This is a genomic window from Dysgonomonas sp. BGC7 (assembly GCF_001261735.1).
Taxonomy (GTDB): Bacteria; Bacteroidota; Bacteroidia; order Bacteroidales; family Dysgonomonadaceae; genus Dysgonomonas.
This window is the reverse complement of record NZ_CVRP01000007.1, coordinates 287,594-303,936: the sequence shown is the minus strand read 5'-3', so window position 1 is coordinate 303,936 and position 16,343 is coordinate 287,594. Positions and strand designations below refer to the sequence as shown.

The 16,343-nt window shown below is 37.7% G+C and carries 14 protein-coding genes; 9 read left to right on the top strand and 5 right to left on the bottom strand.

All coding sequences use genetic code 11. The features are described from left to right. Positions 1-10: 10 nt before the first annotated feature. From BGC7_RS06535 to BGC7_RS06505, 7 genes are all read left to right on the top strand, one after another. Entirely contained in the window at positions 11-1,039 is a 1,029-nt protein-coding gene (locus tag BGC7_RS06535; RefSeq protein ID WP_050700759.1) for a GHMP family kinase ATP-binding protein, read from the top strand. 4 nt (positions 1,040-1,043) lie between these two features. After that, positions 1,044-1,877 (top strand): hypothetical protein, encoded by an 834-nt coding sequence (locus BGC7_RS06530; RefSeq protein WP_050700758.1) that lies wholly within the window; start codon positions 1,044-1,046, stop codon positions 1,875-1,877. Positions 1,878-1,886: 9 nt separating this feature from the next. Beyond that, on the top strand, positions 1,887-2,948 hold the full coding sequence (locus BGC7_RS06525) for a glycosyltransferase family 4 protein (protein WP_050700757.1): 1,062 nt from the start codon (positions 1,887-1,889) through the stop codon (positions 2,946-2,948). Between the two features lie 19 nt (positions 2,949-2,967). Continuing rightward, positions 2,968-4,485, top strand: a complete 1,518-nt coding sequence (locus BGC7_RS06520; RefSeq protein ID WP_050700756.1) for a glycosyltransferase family 39 protein — start codon at positions 2,968-2,970, stop codon at positions 4,483-4,485. Positions 4,486-4,855: 370 nt separating this feature from the next. Then, on the top strand, positions 4,856-5,557 hold the full coding sequence (locus BGC7_RS06515) for a succinate dehydrogenase cytochrome b subunit (protein ID WP_050700755.1): 702 nt from the start codon (positions 4,856-4,858) through the stop codon (positions 5,555-5,557). Between the two features lie 45 nt (positions 5,558-5,602). Then, positions 5,603-7,576: a fumarate reductase/succinate dehydrogenase flavoprotein subunit gene (locus BGC7_RS06510; protein WP_050700754.1), complete on the top strand. Its 1,974-nt coding sequence runs from the start codon at positions 5,603-5,605 to the stop codon at positions 7,574-7,576. Between the two features lie 7 nt (positions 7,577-7,583). Then, a complete protein-coding gene (locus BGC7_RS06505) occupies positions 7,584-8,339 on the top strand; it encodes a succinate dehydrogenase/fumarate reductase iron-sulfur subunit (protein ID WP_050700753.1) in 756 nt (251 codons plus the stop codon). 82 nt (positions 8,340-8,421) lie between these two features. On the opposite strand, the gene pncB is transcribed toward BGC7_RS06505, so the two are convergent. Together pncB and BGC7_RS06495 are read right to left on the bottom strand one after the other, a co-directional pair. After that, positions 8,422-9,585 carry a nicotinate phosphoribosyltransferase gene (gene pncB / locus BGC7_RS06500; protein ID WP_050700752.1) on the bottom strand — a complete coding sequence of 388 codons (1,164 nt, stop codon included), beginning with the start codon at positions 9,583-9,585 and terminating at the stop codon, positions 8,422-8,424. Positions 9,586-9,689: 104 nt separating this feature from the next. Further along, positions 9,690-10,934: a DUF1015 domain-containing protein gene (locus BGC7_RS06495; protein WP_050700751.1), complete on the bottom strand. Its 1,245-nt coding sequence runs from the start codon at positions 10,932-10,934 to the stop codon at positions 9,690-9,692. 289 nt (positions 10,935-11,223) lie between these two features. Between BGC7_RS06495 and serC the strand changes: the two genes are divergently transcribed. Together serC and BGC7_RS06485 are read left to right on the top strand one after the other, a co-directional pair. After that, positions 11,224-12,297: a 3-phosphoserine/phosphohydroxythreonine transaminase gene (serC, locus tag BGC7_RS06490; RefSeq protein ID WP_050700750.1), complete on the top strand. Its 1,074-nt coding sequence runs from the start codon at positions 11,224-11,226 to the stop codon at positions 12,295-12,297. Between the two features lie 12 nt (positions 12,298-12,309). Further along, the gene (locus BGC7_RS06485; RefSeq protein WP_050700749.1) at positions 12,310-13,233 is read left to right on the top strand and encodes a 3-phosphoglycerate dehydrogenase; all 924 of its coding nucleotides are present in this window, start codon (positions 12,310-12,312) and stop codon (positions 13,231-13,233) included. A gap of 78 nt (positions 13,234-13,311) precedes the next feature. Here BGC7_RS06485 and BGC7_RS06480 read toward each other — a convergent pair whose 3' ends face one another. The 3 genes from BGC7_RS06480 to BGC7_RS06470 form a co-directional block, all read right to left on the bottom strand. Beyond that, on the bottom strand, positions 13,312-14,067 hold the full coding sequence (locus BGC7_RS06480) for a C40 family peptidase (RefSeq protein WP_050700748.1): 756 nt from the start codon (positions 14,065-14,067) through the stop codon (positions 13,312-13,314). Positions 14,068-14,170: 103 nt separating this feature from the next. Continuing rightward, positions 14,171-14,713: a C40 family peptidase gene (locus BGC7_RS06475; RefSeq protein ID WP_050700747.1), complete on the bottom strand. Its 543-nt coding sequence runs from the start codon at positions 14,711-14,713 to the stop codon at positions 14,171-14,173. A 207-nt stretch (positions 14,714-14,920) separates the two neighbouring features. Continuing rightward, positions 14,921-16,342: a glutamate synthase subunit beta gene (locus tag BGC7_RS06470; protein WP_050700746.1), complete on the bottom strand. Its 1,422-nt coding sequence runs from the start codon at positions 16,340-16,342 to the stop codon at positions 14,921-14,923. Position 16,343 lies beyond the last annotated feature (1 nt).

Below are 16,343 nucleotides of genomic sequence, written 5' to 3'. Positions count from 1 at the left end.
ACACCCGAGAATGATAATAAGGAGCAAAGCACCATTTCGTTTAGGTTTAGCAGGAGGAGGTACAGATGTGTCTCCCTATTCTGATCTATATGGAGGATGTATTCTAAACGCTACAATCAGCTTGTATGCCTATGCAAATATCGAACCACGAAATGATGGTAAGATTATTTTCAGAATGACTCAGACTAATGAAGAATATACATTTGACTCTGCCTTAGAACTACCCATATTGAACGACAAAGCAGACCTGATGAAAGGTATTTATAATAGAATTGTAAAGGATTTTATAAACAAACCCTTGTCGTTCACCCTTACTTGCGAACTGGAAGTACCTTTTGGTTCCGGACTTGGGACATCTTCTACATTGGCTATCGCAATATTGGGAGCCTATACCGAGTGGTTATCTTTGCCACTGGGCGACTACGATCTGGCATATCTGGCATATCAGATAGAGCGTATCGACCTGAAACAGGCAGGTGGAAAACAGGATCAATATGCAGCAGCTTTTGGCGGATTCAATTTCATGGAATTCTATGCCGACGACAAAGTGATTGTAAATCCTTTGCGCATACGTAACGAAACCATAAACGAGTTGTCTAACAATATGCTTTTATATTATACAAATTCAAGCAGAAACTCGGGAGACATCATCGAAAAGCAACAGAAAAATGTAAAAGACCAGAAAGAAAAATCGGTGGAAGCAATGCACCAGATAAAAAATCAGGCTTACGAAATAAAAGAGGCTATACTCAAAAATAATCTGGATGAGATAGGACGTATTTTACATAGAGGATGGACATATAAGCGAGAAATGGCTGAAGGTATAACCACTCCCTTATTTGAAGAGATATACAATGTTGCTATCGAAGCAGGAGCCTCTGGCGGAAAGATATCCGGAGCAGGAGGTGGAGGCTATGTGTTTTTCTACTGTCCGGGCAATACCAGATTTGCTGTAGCAAAGGCTCTCGAAAACATTGGAGGAAAAATTCAGCCTTATTCATTCACTAAAAAAGGGCTAGAGACCTGGTTTATTAAGTAAAAGAATGAAATTTGCAGTTCTCATACGAGTATATGACAGAGTAGAAGACTTGAAATACAATCTTCAGGTAATTTCCAAAACATGGAAAGAAAACGAATATTATATCATAGTTATCAGCAATGGTAAAAATAATGGGTACGAAATACTCCCGGAAGCCATGCCTCTGATAGATAAGCTCGTTATCCTCGAAGAAAATGCAGGACACAGAAAAGGTAACTCACAACTCTTATTAGAAGGCATTAAATATATCCCCTCCGATTGCGATTACACTCTTATTTTGGAAGCCGACACATGGATGTATCAGGACAAAACAATAACGAAGTACGGACGACTTCTGTCTCAAAAACAAGATAAAGTATGGGCCAGTGCCGACTGGTACGACAAATACTATGCACTAGCAACAGATTTTGCAATCGTTAAAACAGATTACATAAGGAAGAATCCTGGCATTTTCGACTTCGAATTATTTCCCGAATGTCATATTTCGAACTTCCTTCGCGATACCAATGCAGGCTATATATGGATAGAAGAAAACATGCCGGTACATGTTCCTAGCTATATCCGATACAAATATCCTTATGTGCCCAATATCAAAGAAGGTCGCTTTTATGTTTTCCCAAAATCAAAAACGACGACACATCATATAGAATATTTGCAAGGCGGAATAGAACAGAAGAAAAGATATTTCAATATATTGGCAGATACAGACTTTTTCCCAAACGTAAAATCGGGAAATAAAACATGGAACCGCTTTAAAATGAAATTTTGGATATCATTGAGCAAATGCTTCGTAAAAAGAAGCTGGTATAGTAAAAAGACTTATAAAGAAATAATATAAATTGGATATATGTTTGTTGTAAACGGAAGATATCTTACACAAAAAGCAACTGGAGTTCATCGCTATGCGTTCGAAATATGTAACAAGTTGCATGAAATGGGCGTCGATTTTCATGTCGCCATTCCTCAGGATATTCACCCCGATTACAAATTCAAATTCAAAGTAGTACGATGCGGCTCTCTCAAAACCCATTTGTGGGAACAAATCTCTTTGCCCCGTTATCTGAAAAGCATTGGCTCTCCGCTGCTTATCAGTTTCACAGGCTGTGGTCCTCTGAATTACAACAACCAGATAATGACTATCCACGATGTTTCACACGAACGATATCCTCAATGGTTCTCTAAAAACTATTATCGTTTCTATCATTATATGATGCCGCGTGTAGGAAAAAAAGCCCATGCTGTGCTTACTGTCAGCGAATTTTCGAAGAATGAGATAGTTGACACTCTAAATATAGATAGAGACAAAATACATGTGATCCATAGCAATGTTCCTTTTCACAACAAACCGACAGAACGCGAAATTCTCAATTTCCAGCGCGAGCCTGACAAAGAGAAATATATTATAGCTGTTTCTTCGATGGATCCACGTAAAAATTTTGTTCGCTTGGTAGAAGCATTCGAAAAGATAGAGGACAAAACCATAAAGCTTTATATCATCGGAATGTCATTTAAAGCATTCAACACCCCTGATATGAAAAAACTGTTGAGCGAGAATGTATATCTCCCCGGCTACATACCGGACGAAGACCTTCCCGCAATGTATCAGAATGCGCTACTGTCTGTATACCCGTCTCTATACGAAGGCTTTGGCCTTCCTCCGTTAGAGTCTATGACATTCGGTTGTCCGGCAATAGTATCTGATATTCCCGCCTTACGGGAAGTTAGTGAAGATGCAGCATTATATATCGACCCTTTTGATATTGACGACATCACAATGAAGATAAGCCTTTTACTATCAGACGATATTCTAAAAAAAGAACTTCAACAAAAAGGTATAGAACAGATTCAAAAATACTCTTGGAAAAAATCTGCAAAGCAAGTGTCTGACTTAGCACGAAAGTTTATATAGTTGAATGTATTTATAAAAGATGATAGATAAATCAGTTAATATAATTCCGACAAAATGTAGAGAAAAATATAATAATGAAATTCTGCTGTTCCTGTTTTCATTTTTAATTCTCTTTTTTACATCAAAATGCTCACCTCTATACTTTTTTAATGAATGGTGCGACCCAAATATCTATTTTTCAATAGGAAAAGGTTTGTTTCATGGAAAGGTAATCTACAAGGATTTATTTGACCACAAAGGGCCTCTGATATTTTTTATTTATGGAATAGGTTCGCTTGTTTCCGACAGAAGTTTTCTCGGAATTTATTTCATAGAAGGATTGTTGTTATTTCTTAATCTATTATTTGTATATAAAATAGCCAAACTCTTTTTGAAGAAAGATTGGGCTTTTATTGTGCCATTGCTATATACGTTCCTACTATTATGTCGTACCAAAGAAGGAGGTTCAGCCGATGAGTTTATAACTCCTTTCATAACGATAAGCTTCTATTATACACTTCTTTGTTGTAACAGCAAAGATATTGAAACTAAGAAGATTTGTAAATATCTTTTCTTGCAAGGATTAATGTTTGGTCTGGTATTCTTTATCAAGCTGAGTTTTGTGGTTTATCTGATACCTTTATTGTTTATCCCGCTTTATAAACTAATATTGAGTAAGAGGGTTAAAGATATACTGCTTATCGGTCTATCCTTTATAGGTGGATTTTTATTAGTAGCACTCCCTATACTAACATACTTTCTCCTAAATTCCGCTTATAACGATTTCATTTTTGCTTATTTCGATTTTAACAAATTATATGCAAGCAGAAGTTTCGGACTTAAATTCGATGCGTTTGCTAATATTGCAGCCCGATTTTACCATCGTGTATTTGAGCCCGATTTCTATTTATATACACTTTTATTTGGTTTAGGGGTCACAATGTTTTCAAAGAAATATTTAAAAAGTATTATAGATAAAATATGTATTCTTCTCTCATTCACTTTTCTGTATATAATGGCAACCTCGGGTCCTCACGACATGGACTACCCTTATGTCGTATTAAGTACATGGAGTATAATGGGATTTATTTTCATTGCTGACTATGCAGATAAGTGTTATAAAAGGAAAACAGGAGGTGTTTTTAAATTAGTTTTCATCATTCTGATAATAGTTGCAGGTTGCATAAACAAAAATTTCTTTGGTGAGGATATTAATTGCTTATTGAGAAAAATGAAATGTGACTATTGGCAAATTCGTTTTGCAGAAAAGATAAATAAAGAGGAAAACCCTACATTAATAACATTAGATCTTTACGTAGATATTTTTACCGTTTCGGGAGTTGTTCCGGATGATAAATACTTCTTTCACCCTAATATTCTGGATACAGTATTCCCCGATATAAAAAATTCTTTTATAGAAAACATTAAAGAAAAGAAAACGAAATTCGTAGTTTCTGCAAACAAGGAATTCCCTCTTATAACAAACAATTATGACATTATAGATGAGCATTGTATCCGTGAAAATGCTTGTATCTATTTGTTTAGACGAAAAGAATAGCGAGAGCAAAAAACGAAAAAGGACTAAAAAACTGTTTACAAAGTCACAAGATTAAAAAAGAACGTCACTTCTGTTGTTCAATTGTGCTATTCTGCATTCATAAATGAATACGATTTGAATATAACTATCATTGCTCAGAACAATTGTAATCACAGTCCATACTCCAGATTCTCAGAAGCTCTAAATTCCTGAAATAACTGAGAATATAAAGCATCTTTTTGATTCAAAAAGACATGTTTTCCCTTTGAAAATCCCTTTATTTAGCCTATTTTTGCAATGCAATAGAAAAATACAATACCAGATGGTTATTTTCTATAATTTATAGTATCATCAAATTAACTATTCTAAATAACTAAAAACGATTTAATTTATGAGTTGGTTACTTAAGTCTTCTATTGGTAAGAAGTTGATCATGAGTATCACAGGTATCGCTCTTGTTTTATTTTTGCTGTTTCATGCAGCGATGAATTTTACGGCAGTGATTTCTGAAGATGCTTACAATACCATTTGTGCTTTACTTGGAGCCAATTGGTACGCTGTAGCTGGTACTGGAGCTTTAGGCGCACTTGTTGCTATTCACTTCATTTATGCATTGATTCTGACTATACAGAATCGGAAAGCTCGTGGAAGTGATTCTTATGCGGTAAATGTACGTCCAAAAAATGTAGAATGGGCATCTCAAAACATGCTTGTACTAGGCATCATTGTCATCGGCTTTATGGTGTTACACCTTAGCCAGTTTTGGTACAAAATGATGTTTGTAGAACTGATGGGGCATCATGAAGTTCAACTAGGCGATACAGTAGTATCTCCACAAGATGGAGCTGCATTCATTAAGTACTATTTTAGTCAGACTTGGGTTGTTATAGCATATCTTGTTTGGTATGTAGCATTATGGTTCCACATTTCTCACGGTTTTTGGAGCGCAATTCAAACTATCGGTTGGAACAATCTGGTTTGGATGAACCGCTGGAAAGTAGCCAGTCAAATAGTTGCTACTCTTATTTGCCTGATATTTGCATTTGTGACCATCTATTTCTACGTAAGACATCTTTGGTGTCCGTTTGCATAATCGTAGATCAGATTATTTTTGTTAAAGATTAAAAGAAAAACAGATATGAGTACTATAATAGATCCAAAAAAAGATTCGAAAATACCAGAAGGTTCATTGGCAGAAAAATGGACCAACTACAAGGCTCACCAGAAACTGGTGAATCCTGCGAACAAACGCCGCCTAGACGTTATAGTAGTAGGAACAGGTCTTGCTGGGGCATCTGCGGCTGCATCTCTTGGTGAGATGGGCTTCAATGTATTAAATTTCTGTATTCAGGATTCTCCTCGTCGTGCGCACTCTATCGCTGCACAAGGAGGGATCAATGCTGCAAAGAATTATCAAAATGACGGTGACTCTGTTTATCGTCTTTTCTACGATACAATCAAAGGAGGAGACTACCGTGCACGCGAAGCTAACGTATATCGTTTGGCAGAAGTTGCAAACAGTATCATCGACCAATGCGTAGCACAAGGTGTTCCTTTTGCCCGCGAATATGGAGGTTTGTTAGATAACCGTTCGTTTGGTGGAGCGCAGGTATCACGTACATTCTACGCTAAAGGACAAACCGGACAACAGCTACTATTGGGAGCCTACTCTGCTCTTAGCCGTCAGGTAAACAAAGGAAGTGTAAAACTATACACCCGTTACGAAATGGTTGACGTTGTTCTTATCAAAGACAACAACGGCGAAGAACGTGCACGTGGTATTATAGCACGTAACCTTGTAACAGGAGAATTGGAGCGTTTTGCTGCTCATGCAGTAGTTATAGCTACAGGTGGATACGGAAACACATTCTTCCTTTCTACAAATGCTATGGGCTCTAACGGATCGGCAGCTATTCAGGCATACAAAAAAGGAGCATATTTCGCTAACCCTTGTTTTGCACAAATCCACCCGACTTGTATTCCTGTACATGGAGAGTTTCAATCAAAACTGACTCTGATGTCAGAATCGCTTCGTAACGACGGTCGTATCTGGGTACCTAAAAAGAAAGAAGACGCCGAAGCTATCCGTACAGGAAAGTTGAAGCCTACTCAAATAAAAGAGGAAGACAGAGACTACTATCTGGAAAGACGTTATCCTGCCTTTGGGAATCTGGTTCCTCGAGACGTAGCATCACGTGCTGCTAAAGAAAGATGCGACGCTGGTTATGGTGTAGGTTCTACAGGACTTGCCGTTTATCTGGACTTTAGCGATGCAATCAAACGTCTTGGTAAAAATGTAGTAGAAGCCAAATATGGTAATTTGTTCCAGATGTATGACAAGATTGTGGACGAAAACCCATACGAGACTCCGATGATGATATATCCGGCTATCCACTATACAATGGGTGGAATCTGGGTAGACTACGAGTTGATGACGTCTATCAAAGGTCTGTTTGCATTAGGAGAAGCTAACTTCTCTGACCATGGAGCTAACCGCCTTGGAGCATCAGCATTGATGCAAGGGCTAGCCGATGGATATTTCGTACTACCTTATACTATACAGAACTACTTAGCCGATCAGATTTCAGTTCCTCGTTTCAGCACAGACCTGCCGGAATTTACACAAACAGAAAATGCTGTTAAAGAAAAGGTAGCTCAGCTGATGAGTATAAAAGGAAATCGTTCTGTAGACTCTATTCACAAACAACTAGGTTTAGTTATGTGGGATTTTGTAGGTATGGGACGTACAAAAGAATCTTTGGAAACTGCTATCGAAAAACTGAAAGAAGTTAAGAAAGAATTTTGGTCTAATGTTCGTATACCGGGAGAGGCTACTGACTTAAACACCGAATTAGAAAAAGCCTTGCGTTTAGCCGACTTTATCGAAATAGGTTTATTGATGGCTTATGACGGACTAAACCGTAACGAGTCTTGCGGAGGACACTTCCGTGAAGAGTATCAGACTCCTGAAGGAGAAGCAATGCGCGACGATGAGAATTATTCTTATGTTGCATGTTGGAAATATCAGGGTGAAGATAGTGCTCCTGAATTAATTAAAGAGCCTTTGGATTATGAATTCGTAGTAAGACAACAAAGAAACTATAAAGCGTAAAACGACAATGGAAAAACTAATCAATATAACATTAAAAGTGTGGCGTCAGAAAGGACCAAAAGTAAAAGGTGCTTTTGAAACACATTCACTTGAAGGCATTTCAACAGAAAGTTCTTTCCTGGAAATGTTAGATATTCTGAATGAGAAATTGATCAACGAAGGCAAAGAGCCTATCGTATTCGACCATGACTGCCGCGAAGGAATCTGCGGGATGTGTAGTCTTTATATCAACGGACATCCTCACGGACCGGATGAAGACATCACAACTTGCCAGTTACACATGCGCAAGTTTAAAGATGGAGAAACAATTACTATCGAGCCATGGCGCTCTCACGGCTTCCCTGTGATTCGCGACTTAATGGTTGACCGTACAGCTTTCGACAAAATTATGCAAGCAGGGGGTTATGTAAGCGTTAATACAGGAGGTATACCTGACGCGAATGCAATTCCTATTCCAAAAGTAGATGCAGACGAAGCCATGGATGCTGCTTCTTGTATTGGCTGTGGAGCTTGTGTTGCTGCTTGTAAAAATGGTTCTGCCATGCTATTCGTTTCAGCTAAAGTTAGCCAATTAGCCCTTCTACCTCAGGGTAGAGTAGAAGCATCGCGCCGTGCGAAAGCAATGGTTTCTAAAATGGACGAACTTGGTTTTGGTAACTGTACAAATACTCAGGCTTGTGAAGTACAATGTCCTAAGAATGTATCTATCGCCAACATTGCTCGTATGAACCGTGAGTTCCTGAAAGCTAAATTCCAAGACTAAGATTCATTTTCCTATAATAGAAAGCGACAGTTCAATCGAACTGTCGCTTTTTTACTATTCTAAATTAATATAATAGAAGATATTATTCCAACCCGAGTGTCCTTATGCTTAAATCTATCTCCTTCTCATCTCCAGTATGCTTACCTTCAACATCTGACAGTTTTACAGCCTTAAGATATTTCGGATCATTTTTATGAGCCTTCACATCGGTTAGCTTTATTACTATGTTAAGTGCCTTTACACCAACATCATTCGAAAAGAAAGTACCTATTCCATAGGTATCGTGTATACGGCCTGCCACATGATCTTTTATCTGCTTTACTGTCTGTAGGTTCAGAGAATCGCTAAACACAAGGGTTTTAGAAGTGGGATCTATACGAGTCTTCTCATAAAAGCCTATAGCCTTATCAGCAAACAACAGAGGATCGCCACTATCGTGACGCACTCCGTCGAACAGTTTAGCCTGTTTCTGACTGAACGAACTGAAGAAAGAGTCGGTAGTGTAAGTGTCGGTAAGGGCTATCCCCAGACTTCCATCATATACAGCAACCCAAGCCTCCAGTCCCTTTATATTAGCTGACCGATAACCAAAAATGGCTCCATGGTACATAAACCACTCGTGCGGCATAGTACCTATAGGAGTAGTATTGTATTTCATAGCCAGATAAACATTGCTTGTTCCTTTGAAGAAATCACCGGAAGATTCTTGTAATGCTCCTACAACTTTATCCTGAACATCGAAAGAAAAGCGACGGCGAGTTCCAAATTCCGAATAATCGGCTTCGAGCCCTTTTAAAGCAACACCTTTCTGTATGGCTTTTCCTACAAAGTCTTGCGGAGTAGCACCCATCATCTTAAAATAAAGCTCTGAAATAATTGCCAAAAGTGGAACTTCCCAAAGCACGGTACGATACCAATATCCTTCGATAACAACACTAAGATCGCCATCGGTTTGAACGATTTGTACCTCTGCCGGATCGTATCGGTAGCCTTCGAGAAAGTCGATGAAGACGGGATCGAAAAAATAGCATCTTTTCTCTATAAATCTCTTCTCTTCCTGTGTCAGCTTCAGATTAGCCATGGCAGCAACCTCTTCTCTCATTCGTTCGGCAAAGCCTTCGGGAAAATCAGTTTTACCTCTATTGGTAAATGCATACTTTACATAAGACCATGGATAACGCTTCTGAATGGCATGCATTACCGAGAATTTGTAAAGATCATTATCCGTAAAATGTTGTATTATCATAAGTTGTTTTTATTTGCAAAACAAATATAGTATTTATATACTAATACTAACAAATAATAAAAGCCGGTGTTCGATCTCTCTTACACCGGCCTTTATTATTTTGTTCAATCTAGCTTATGTATTACTAGCCCCGATCTTAATTTAGGCTCGAACCAAGTTGTTTTGGGGGGCATAATATTACCGGAATCAGCAATATCCATCAATTGTTTCATGGTAACAGGATAAAGAGCCAAGGCGAATTGCATTTCTCCACTATCTACTCGTTTTTTCAATTCTCCCAAGCCTCTGATTCCGCCCACAAAATCGATGCGCTTGTCAGATCGTAGATCCTTTATTCCCAATATCTCATCAAGTATATACTTGGAAGAGATGGTTACATCCAGAACGCCAATAGGATCATTATCATCATAAGTACCTTCTTTAGCCGTCAGACTATAACATTTTTCATCGACGTATATCGAGAAATTGTGCAAGCCCGTTGGTGCTGTAATATCACCGCCTTTTGACTCTATAATAAAGTGTTTTTCGAGTTTTTCCAACAACTCAGCAATAGTCAGTCCGTTAAGATCTTTTACAAGGCGATTGTAGTCTATAATATTCAGCTGATTGTCAGGAAAACATACAGCCATAAAATAGTTATATTCCTCATCTCCTTTATGGTTCGAATTTTGTTTTGCCTTCTCAGCTCCAACCAAAGCAGCCGCTGCCGAACGATGATGTCCATCAGCAATATAGAGATTTGGTATCATAGCAAATATCTCTGTTATTCGCTCTATATCTTTCTTCTCTCTGATAACCCAAAAATGATGACCTACTCCATCGATTGCAACAAAGTCATATTCGGACGGCATTGCTATTGTTTTTTGCACTATGGCATCAAGCTCTTCATTGTCTGGATATGCAAAAAACACAGGCTCTATATTTGCATTATTTATGCGCACATGCTTCATCCGATCCTCTTCTTTATCTCTTCGGGTCAGTTCATGTTTTTTTATCTTATCGTTCATATAATCCTCAACATGCGAGCATACCACTAAACCATATTGAGTCTTTCCATTCATTGTCTGAGCATATACATAATAGTATTCATCGGGATCTTGTACCAGCCATCCGTTTTCCTGAAATTTATTAAAATTATCTACTGCCCGCTTATACACATCAGGATGATGCTCATCTATCATCTCCGGAAAGTCTATTTCCGGCTTAATAATTCTATATAGCGATTTTTCATTGCCTTCGGCTTCAAGGCGCGCTTCTAGTGAACTAAGAACATCGTAAGGTCGGGAAACGACTTCTTTTACAATAGACTTGGGTGGTCTTACCCCTTTGAATGGTTTAATGATAGCCATAGTGTTTCAGCTTTATTATAAGGTTATACAAGTTTTATTCTTATAAAGAATAAATAATTTCAATCCGAATGCTTTCTTTTTATTACTTACAAATATATAAAAACAATAAAAACAGGACGAATATTATTGAAAAATAGATACAAAATAAATCACAGCAAACATTTTGACAATAAAGATAATACACAGAAAATATATTTCTTATTAAATCTCTTTGTTTTAAGATATAATTCGTAATTTTGATATTCTGAAGTGAGAGAAAAATACTAATTTCCTAAATTTTTATAGACTAATGAAGAAATATAATTTTAGCGCGGGACCGTCAATTCTTCCTCAACAAACAATAGAGGAAACAGCAAAAGCCATATTAGACTTCAATGGCTCGTCTTTTTCTTTAATGGAAGTAAGCCATAGAGGTAAAGACTTTCAAGCTGTGATGGACGAAGCTGTGGAATTGTTTAAAGAATTGCTGGATATTCCGGCCGGTTACTCGGTTCTATTTCTTGGGGGCGGTGCCAGCTTACAATTTTGCATGGTTCCTTATAACTTGTTAGAGAAAAAAGCTGCTTACTTGAATACCGGAACATGGGCAAGTAAAGCTCAAAAAGAGGCAAAACTATTTGGAGAAGTAGTAGAAGTTGCTTCATCAAAACCGGCTAATTTCACTTATATACCTAAAGATTATGTGATTCCAACAGATGCAGACTATTTTCATATCACAACTAACAATACAATCTTCGGTACAGAGATACATACAGATTTAGACTCTCCGGTACCATTGGTAGCAGATATGTCTTCTGATATATTCTCTCGTCCAGTAGATGTTTCTAAGTATGCGTTGATATATGGTGGAGCTCAGAAAAATCTTGCCCCTGCCGGAGTAACATTTGTAATTGTAAAAGATGAAATATTAGGTAAAGTAAATCGTCCTATACCTACTATGCTCGATTACCGTACTCACATAGAAAATGGATCTATGTTTAACACTCCTCCTGTAGTGCCTATTTATGCAGCCATGCAGACATTGAGATGGCTAAAGGCCAATGGTGGGATACCTGCTATGTACAAGAAAAATAAAGAAAAAGCTACATTATTATATAACGAAATAGACAGAAATCCTGTATTTAAAGGAACATGTGCAGTTGAAGACCGCTCATTGATGAATGTTTGTTTTGTCCTTTCTTCAGAATATGAAGGAAATGAAGCTGATTTCTTAGCCTTTGCTAAAGAAAGAGGTTTGTACGAACTTAAAGGTCACCGTTCGGTAGGTGGTTTCCGTGCTTCTATTTATAATGCAATGCCAATAGAAGGAGTACAGGCTCTTGTTGATGCAATGCAGGAGTTTGAAAAGAAAATAGCTAAATAAGAAGGTGTAATAATGAAAGTATTAATAGCAACAGATAAACCATTTGCAGCAGAAGCGGTAACAGGTATTAGAAATGTAGTAGAGAAAGCTGGATACGAACTCGTGCTTTTAGAGAAATATACAGAAAAACAGCAGTTATTGGATGCTGTAGCAAATATTGACGCAGCAATTATTCGTAGCGACATTTTCGATAAAGAAGTGCTTGACGCGGCAAAGAACATGAAAATAGTGGTTCGTGCAGGAGCCGGATTCGACAACATAGATCTTGATACTGCTACAGCGAACAGCATATGTGTAATGAATACACCCGGACAGAATGCTAACGCAGTAGCAGAACTGGCTTTAGGGCTGGCTGTATATGCAGTTCGTAATTTCTACAACGGTACATCTGGGACAGAACTGATGGGTAAAAAGCTAGGTATTCATGCTTATGGCAACGTAGGACGTAATGTTGCACGTGTAGCCAAAGGCTTTGGTATGGACGTATATGCATATGATCCTTTCCTATCAGCAGAAGCCATAGAAAAAGAAGGGGTAAAAGCAGTTGCTTCGGCAGATGATTTATATACTACTTGTCAATTTGTATCATTACATATACCAGCTACAGCAGAAACCAAGAATTCGATTAATTATGCATTATTAAGTAAAATGCCTAAAAATGCGTTATTAATCAATACTGCTCGTAAGGAAGTTATAAATGAGACTGAAATAGTAAAACTAATGGAAGATCGTAAAGATTTTAAATACGTTACGGACATTATGCCGGGTAATCATTCCGAAATGGCGGAAAAGTTTACTGGTCGCTATTTCTCGACTCCTAAGAAAATGGGAGCTCAAACAGCAGAAGCTAATACTAATGCAGGTATAGCTGCCGCAAACCAGATTGTTGATTTTATAGCAAATGGTAATGAGCGATTCCGAGTAAATAAGAAGTAAGAAATTACTTATTTACAATACAACAAAAAAGGATGGCTTGATCTCAAGCCATCCTTTTTTATTCGTTTATACTAATTTTTATATTCTTCCGCCTTTTCGCCAAGCTTTACTATAATAACCTTCAGACAAGGTGCTAACTATTACACCGTGCTTAATAGAAGCATGGATAAATTTGCCATCACCAATATATACTCCTACATGATTGATATATTTCTTATTAAATGTAGAAAAGAATACCATATCTCCGGGCAATAAATCTTCTTTAGCTATAGATTCTGTTACATTTTTTGCTATCGCTGTACTAACTCGGTCTAGCTGTATACCAAATACATTTTTATAGATAATATTTGTAAATCCTGAACAATCTACCGCTTTACGACTCATCCCTCCTCTACGATAACGTGTACCTAACCAATCTGCTGCCTCTCGATAAAGAGGTAGCAAAGTCACATCAGCAATAGTTACACCTAAAAGAGATGATAGTTCTTCCATTTCTTTCTTTTCTATCAAACGCTGTTGTAAAGAGGCCAAAGACTTAGAAAAGCTTGCATCGGCCATCAAATCACTAGATACTGAAGCTGAGAGAAGAGAGTTATCAACCAACTTTTGCTTTACCTTCGGCAAGGTAACAGATTCGCCATCGGAGGTCGTAACAGCTATATTATGATGAGAAGACTGTTCTACTTTTACTTTCTTAGTAGTCACAGCACTTTGTTTAGGCTTATTCTTACTCGATTTAGAATGTTTCGGAGTAATAGCTGCAACATGCAGCATACTCATAGAAAACAATATAAATAAAGATGATACTTTTAGTAATTTCCTTTTTACAGACATGTGCTCGATTTTTAAATCGGATAAAAATAGGAAATTTCAATTAGATATAGATAACATGATATATGTTATTGATCATTTTTATATTATTTTAAGAAGTTCAGAATTAAGTCTTTATTCTTCCTCCTTTTTTCCATGTTCTATTATAATAATCCTCGTTAATATGACTAACAATTACCCCTTTCGATGTAGAGGCATGAATAAAGAATCCGTCTTTAAGATAAATTCCCACATGATTTATCCTATTATGATTTTTCGAAGTAGAAAAAAATACTAAATCACCTGTCCGCAAATTATGCTTCGAAACTTTATGCATCTTATGTTTCGCCAGATCGGAAGTAGACCGTGGCAATATTATACCATATACCTTTTGGTATATCAAATATGTAAAACCGGAACAATCGAGGCCTTTTCGGGACAAACCCGCATATCTGTAAGGAACACCCAGCCACAAAGAAGCTTCTGCATATAATGGCATATTGAGATCATCTTCTTTATCTGTATTTTTGAGTTCTACTCCAAGCCTATCGGACAAATCAGCCACTTGTAAAGGATCGTATAGAGTAGCCGGCTGAGAAGTTCTACAAGATGGAAACAAAACAACAGAAAGAATGACAAAAAAGATATATCTTATCGATAGTTTACCCATAATTATTTTTTTGTAGGAGCTGGTTTTTAATCACATCATATATTTTCAAATAAGCCTAAGCTCTTAAGTCTTGATAAAGATAGTTATTATTACACTAAATTTGAATGAGGCTAAAAAGTAATTCTTTTTTAGCCAGCATGTCTTCAAATAAAAAGGGTAATATCTTTAGAATAAAGATACCACCCTCCTATCAGTGTGTTTAATTAATTATACCTTCAGAAAATCGTCTATATGCTTCGCTGTTTCTCGACCCGAAGCAATACACTTAACCACTAAAGACTGACCACTCACACAGTCTCCTGTTCCAAAAACTTTAGAAAGACTGGTTTCTCGTTTTGCATTAGTAGCAATATTTTTACGGGCATCTAACTCCAGACCAAGCTCTTGCAGCAACCCTTCTTGAATAGGATGCACAAAACCAAGAGCAAGAAAAACCAGATCAACTTTCAATATCTCAGGTTCGCCCACTTCTTTCATTATATGGTTGCCTTTTTCATCTTTATCCCATGCTATTTCGACAAGTTCAACAGCAGTAAGCTTTCCATTCTCTCCAATGAAACGTTTTGTATTCAGAGACCAACGACGTTCACATCCTTCGAGATGAGACGAAGAGGTTTTCAACACAACCGGATATGGCTCCGGCCAAGGATTCTCCATATCATCCAGTTTCTTCGGCTTAGGAAGTATTTCAATCTGCAATATACTAGCAGCACCCTGACGATTAGCTGTGCCTATACAGTCCGATCCGGTGTCTCCACCCCCGATCACTAATATATTTTTTCCTTTAGCATCAATGACTTGTCCGGCAGGTACTCTTTCCTTTGCTATCAACTTATTTTGCATTGCAAGATATTCCATTGCATAATATACTCCTTTCAAGTCGCGTCCATCAACAGGAAGATTCCGAGGAACTTGTGAACCTACAGCAACACAGACTGCATCGTATTGCTTAAGAATATCTTTACCCTTTACATCTTTTCCTATTTCGGTATTGGTAACGAATTTAATTCCTTCTGCCTCCATCAGCTTCAGGCGTCTGTCGATAATATTCTTATTCAGTTTAAAGTCTGGAATACCATATCGCAGCAAACCTCCGACACTATTACTTTTTTCGAAAACAGTAACCTCATGCCCTTTTTGATTCAACTGATTAGCAGCGGCCAGCCCTGAAGGGCCTGATCCGATAACAGCTACTTTCTTTCCTGTTCTGGATGCCGGAATCTTCGGAAGAATAAAGCCTTCATTAAAAGCATGCTCGAGAGCAGAAGCCTCATTCTCACGGATTGTTACCGGAGCCCGATGTATGGACAAAACGCATGATTTTTCGCACGGAGCAGGACATATACGTCCTGTAAATTCCGGAAAATCATTTGTCTGCATCAGTACTTCGGCTGCCAGCTTCCAATTTCCTTTATAAATATATTCTTGCCATTCGGGCATTTTATTTCCTAACGGACATCCCCAATGACAGAATGGGATGCCACAGTCCATACAACGTGATGCCTGCTCACGTCTATCTTCTGTATTTAGAGTTTGTTCTACTTCTCCAAAATCGAGGATGCGTTCCTGAACCGGACGATATCCTGCGTCTTTTCTTTTTACTGTTAAAAATGCTTTCGGATTACCCATG

Bases quoted from the DNA above. Each gene is read 5' to 3' on its own strand.
- BGC7_RS06535 (WP_050700759.1), top strand. From the start codon at position 11: ATGATAATAAGGAGCAAAGCACCATTTCGTTTAGGTTTAGCAGGAGGA.
- BGC7_RS06530 (WP_050700758.1), top strand. From the start codon at position 1,044: ATGAAATTTGCAGTTCTCATACGAGTATATGACAGAGTAGAAGACTTG.
- BGC7_RS06525 (WP_050700757.1), top strand. From the start codon at position 1,887: ATGTTTGTTGTAAACGGAAGATATCTTACACAAAAAGCAACTGGAGTT.
- BGC7_RS06520 (WP_050700756.1), top strand. From the start codon at position 2,968: ATGATAGATAAATCAGTTAATATAATTCCGACAAAATGTAGAGAAAAA.
- BGC7_RS06515 (WP_050700755.1), top strand. From the start codon at position 4,856: ATGAGTTGGTTACTTAAGTCTTCTATTGGTAAGAAGTTGATCATGAGT.
- BGC7_RS06510 (WP_050700754.1), top strand. From the start codon at position 5,603: ATGAGTACTATAATAGATCCAAAAAAAGATTCGAAAATACCAGAAGGT.
- BGC7_RS06505 (WP_050700753.1), top strand. From the start codon at position 7,584: ATGGAAAAACTAATCAATATAACATTAAAAGTGTGGCGTCAGAAAGGA.
- pncB (WP_050700752.1), bottom strand. From the start codon at position 9,585: ATGATAATACAACATTTTACGGATAATGATCTTTACAAATTCTCGGTA.
- BGC7_RS06495 (WP_050700751.1), bottom strand. From the start codon at position 10,934: ATGGCTATCATTAAACCATTCAAAGGGGTAAGACCACCCAAGTCTATT.
- serC (WP_050700750.1), top strand. From the start codon at position 11,224: ATGAAGAAATATAATTTTAGCGCGGGACCGTCAATTCTTCCTCAACAA.
- BGC7_RS06485 (WP_050700749.1), top strand. From the start codon at position 12,310: ATGAAAGTATTAATAGCAACAGATAAACCATTTGCAGCAGAAGCGGTA.
- BGC7_RS06480 (WP_050700748.1), bottom strand. From the start codon at position 14,067: ATGTCTGTAAAAAGGAAATTACTAAAAGTATCATCTTTATTTATATTG.
- BGC7_RS06475 (WP_050700747.1), bottom strand. From the start codon at position 14,713: ATGGGTAAACTATCGATAAGATATATCTTTTTTGTCATTCTTTCTGTT.
- BGC7_RS06470 (WP_050700746.1), bottom strand. From the start codon at position 16,342: ATGGGTAATCCGAAAGCATTTTTAACAGTAAAAAGAAAAGACGCAGGA.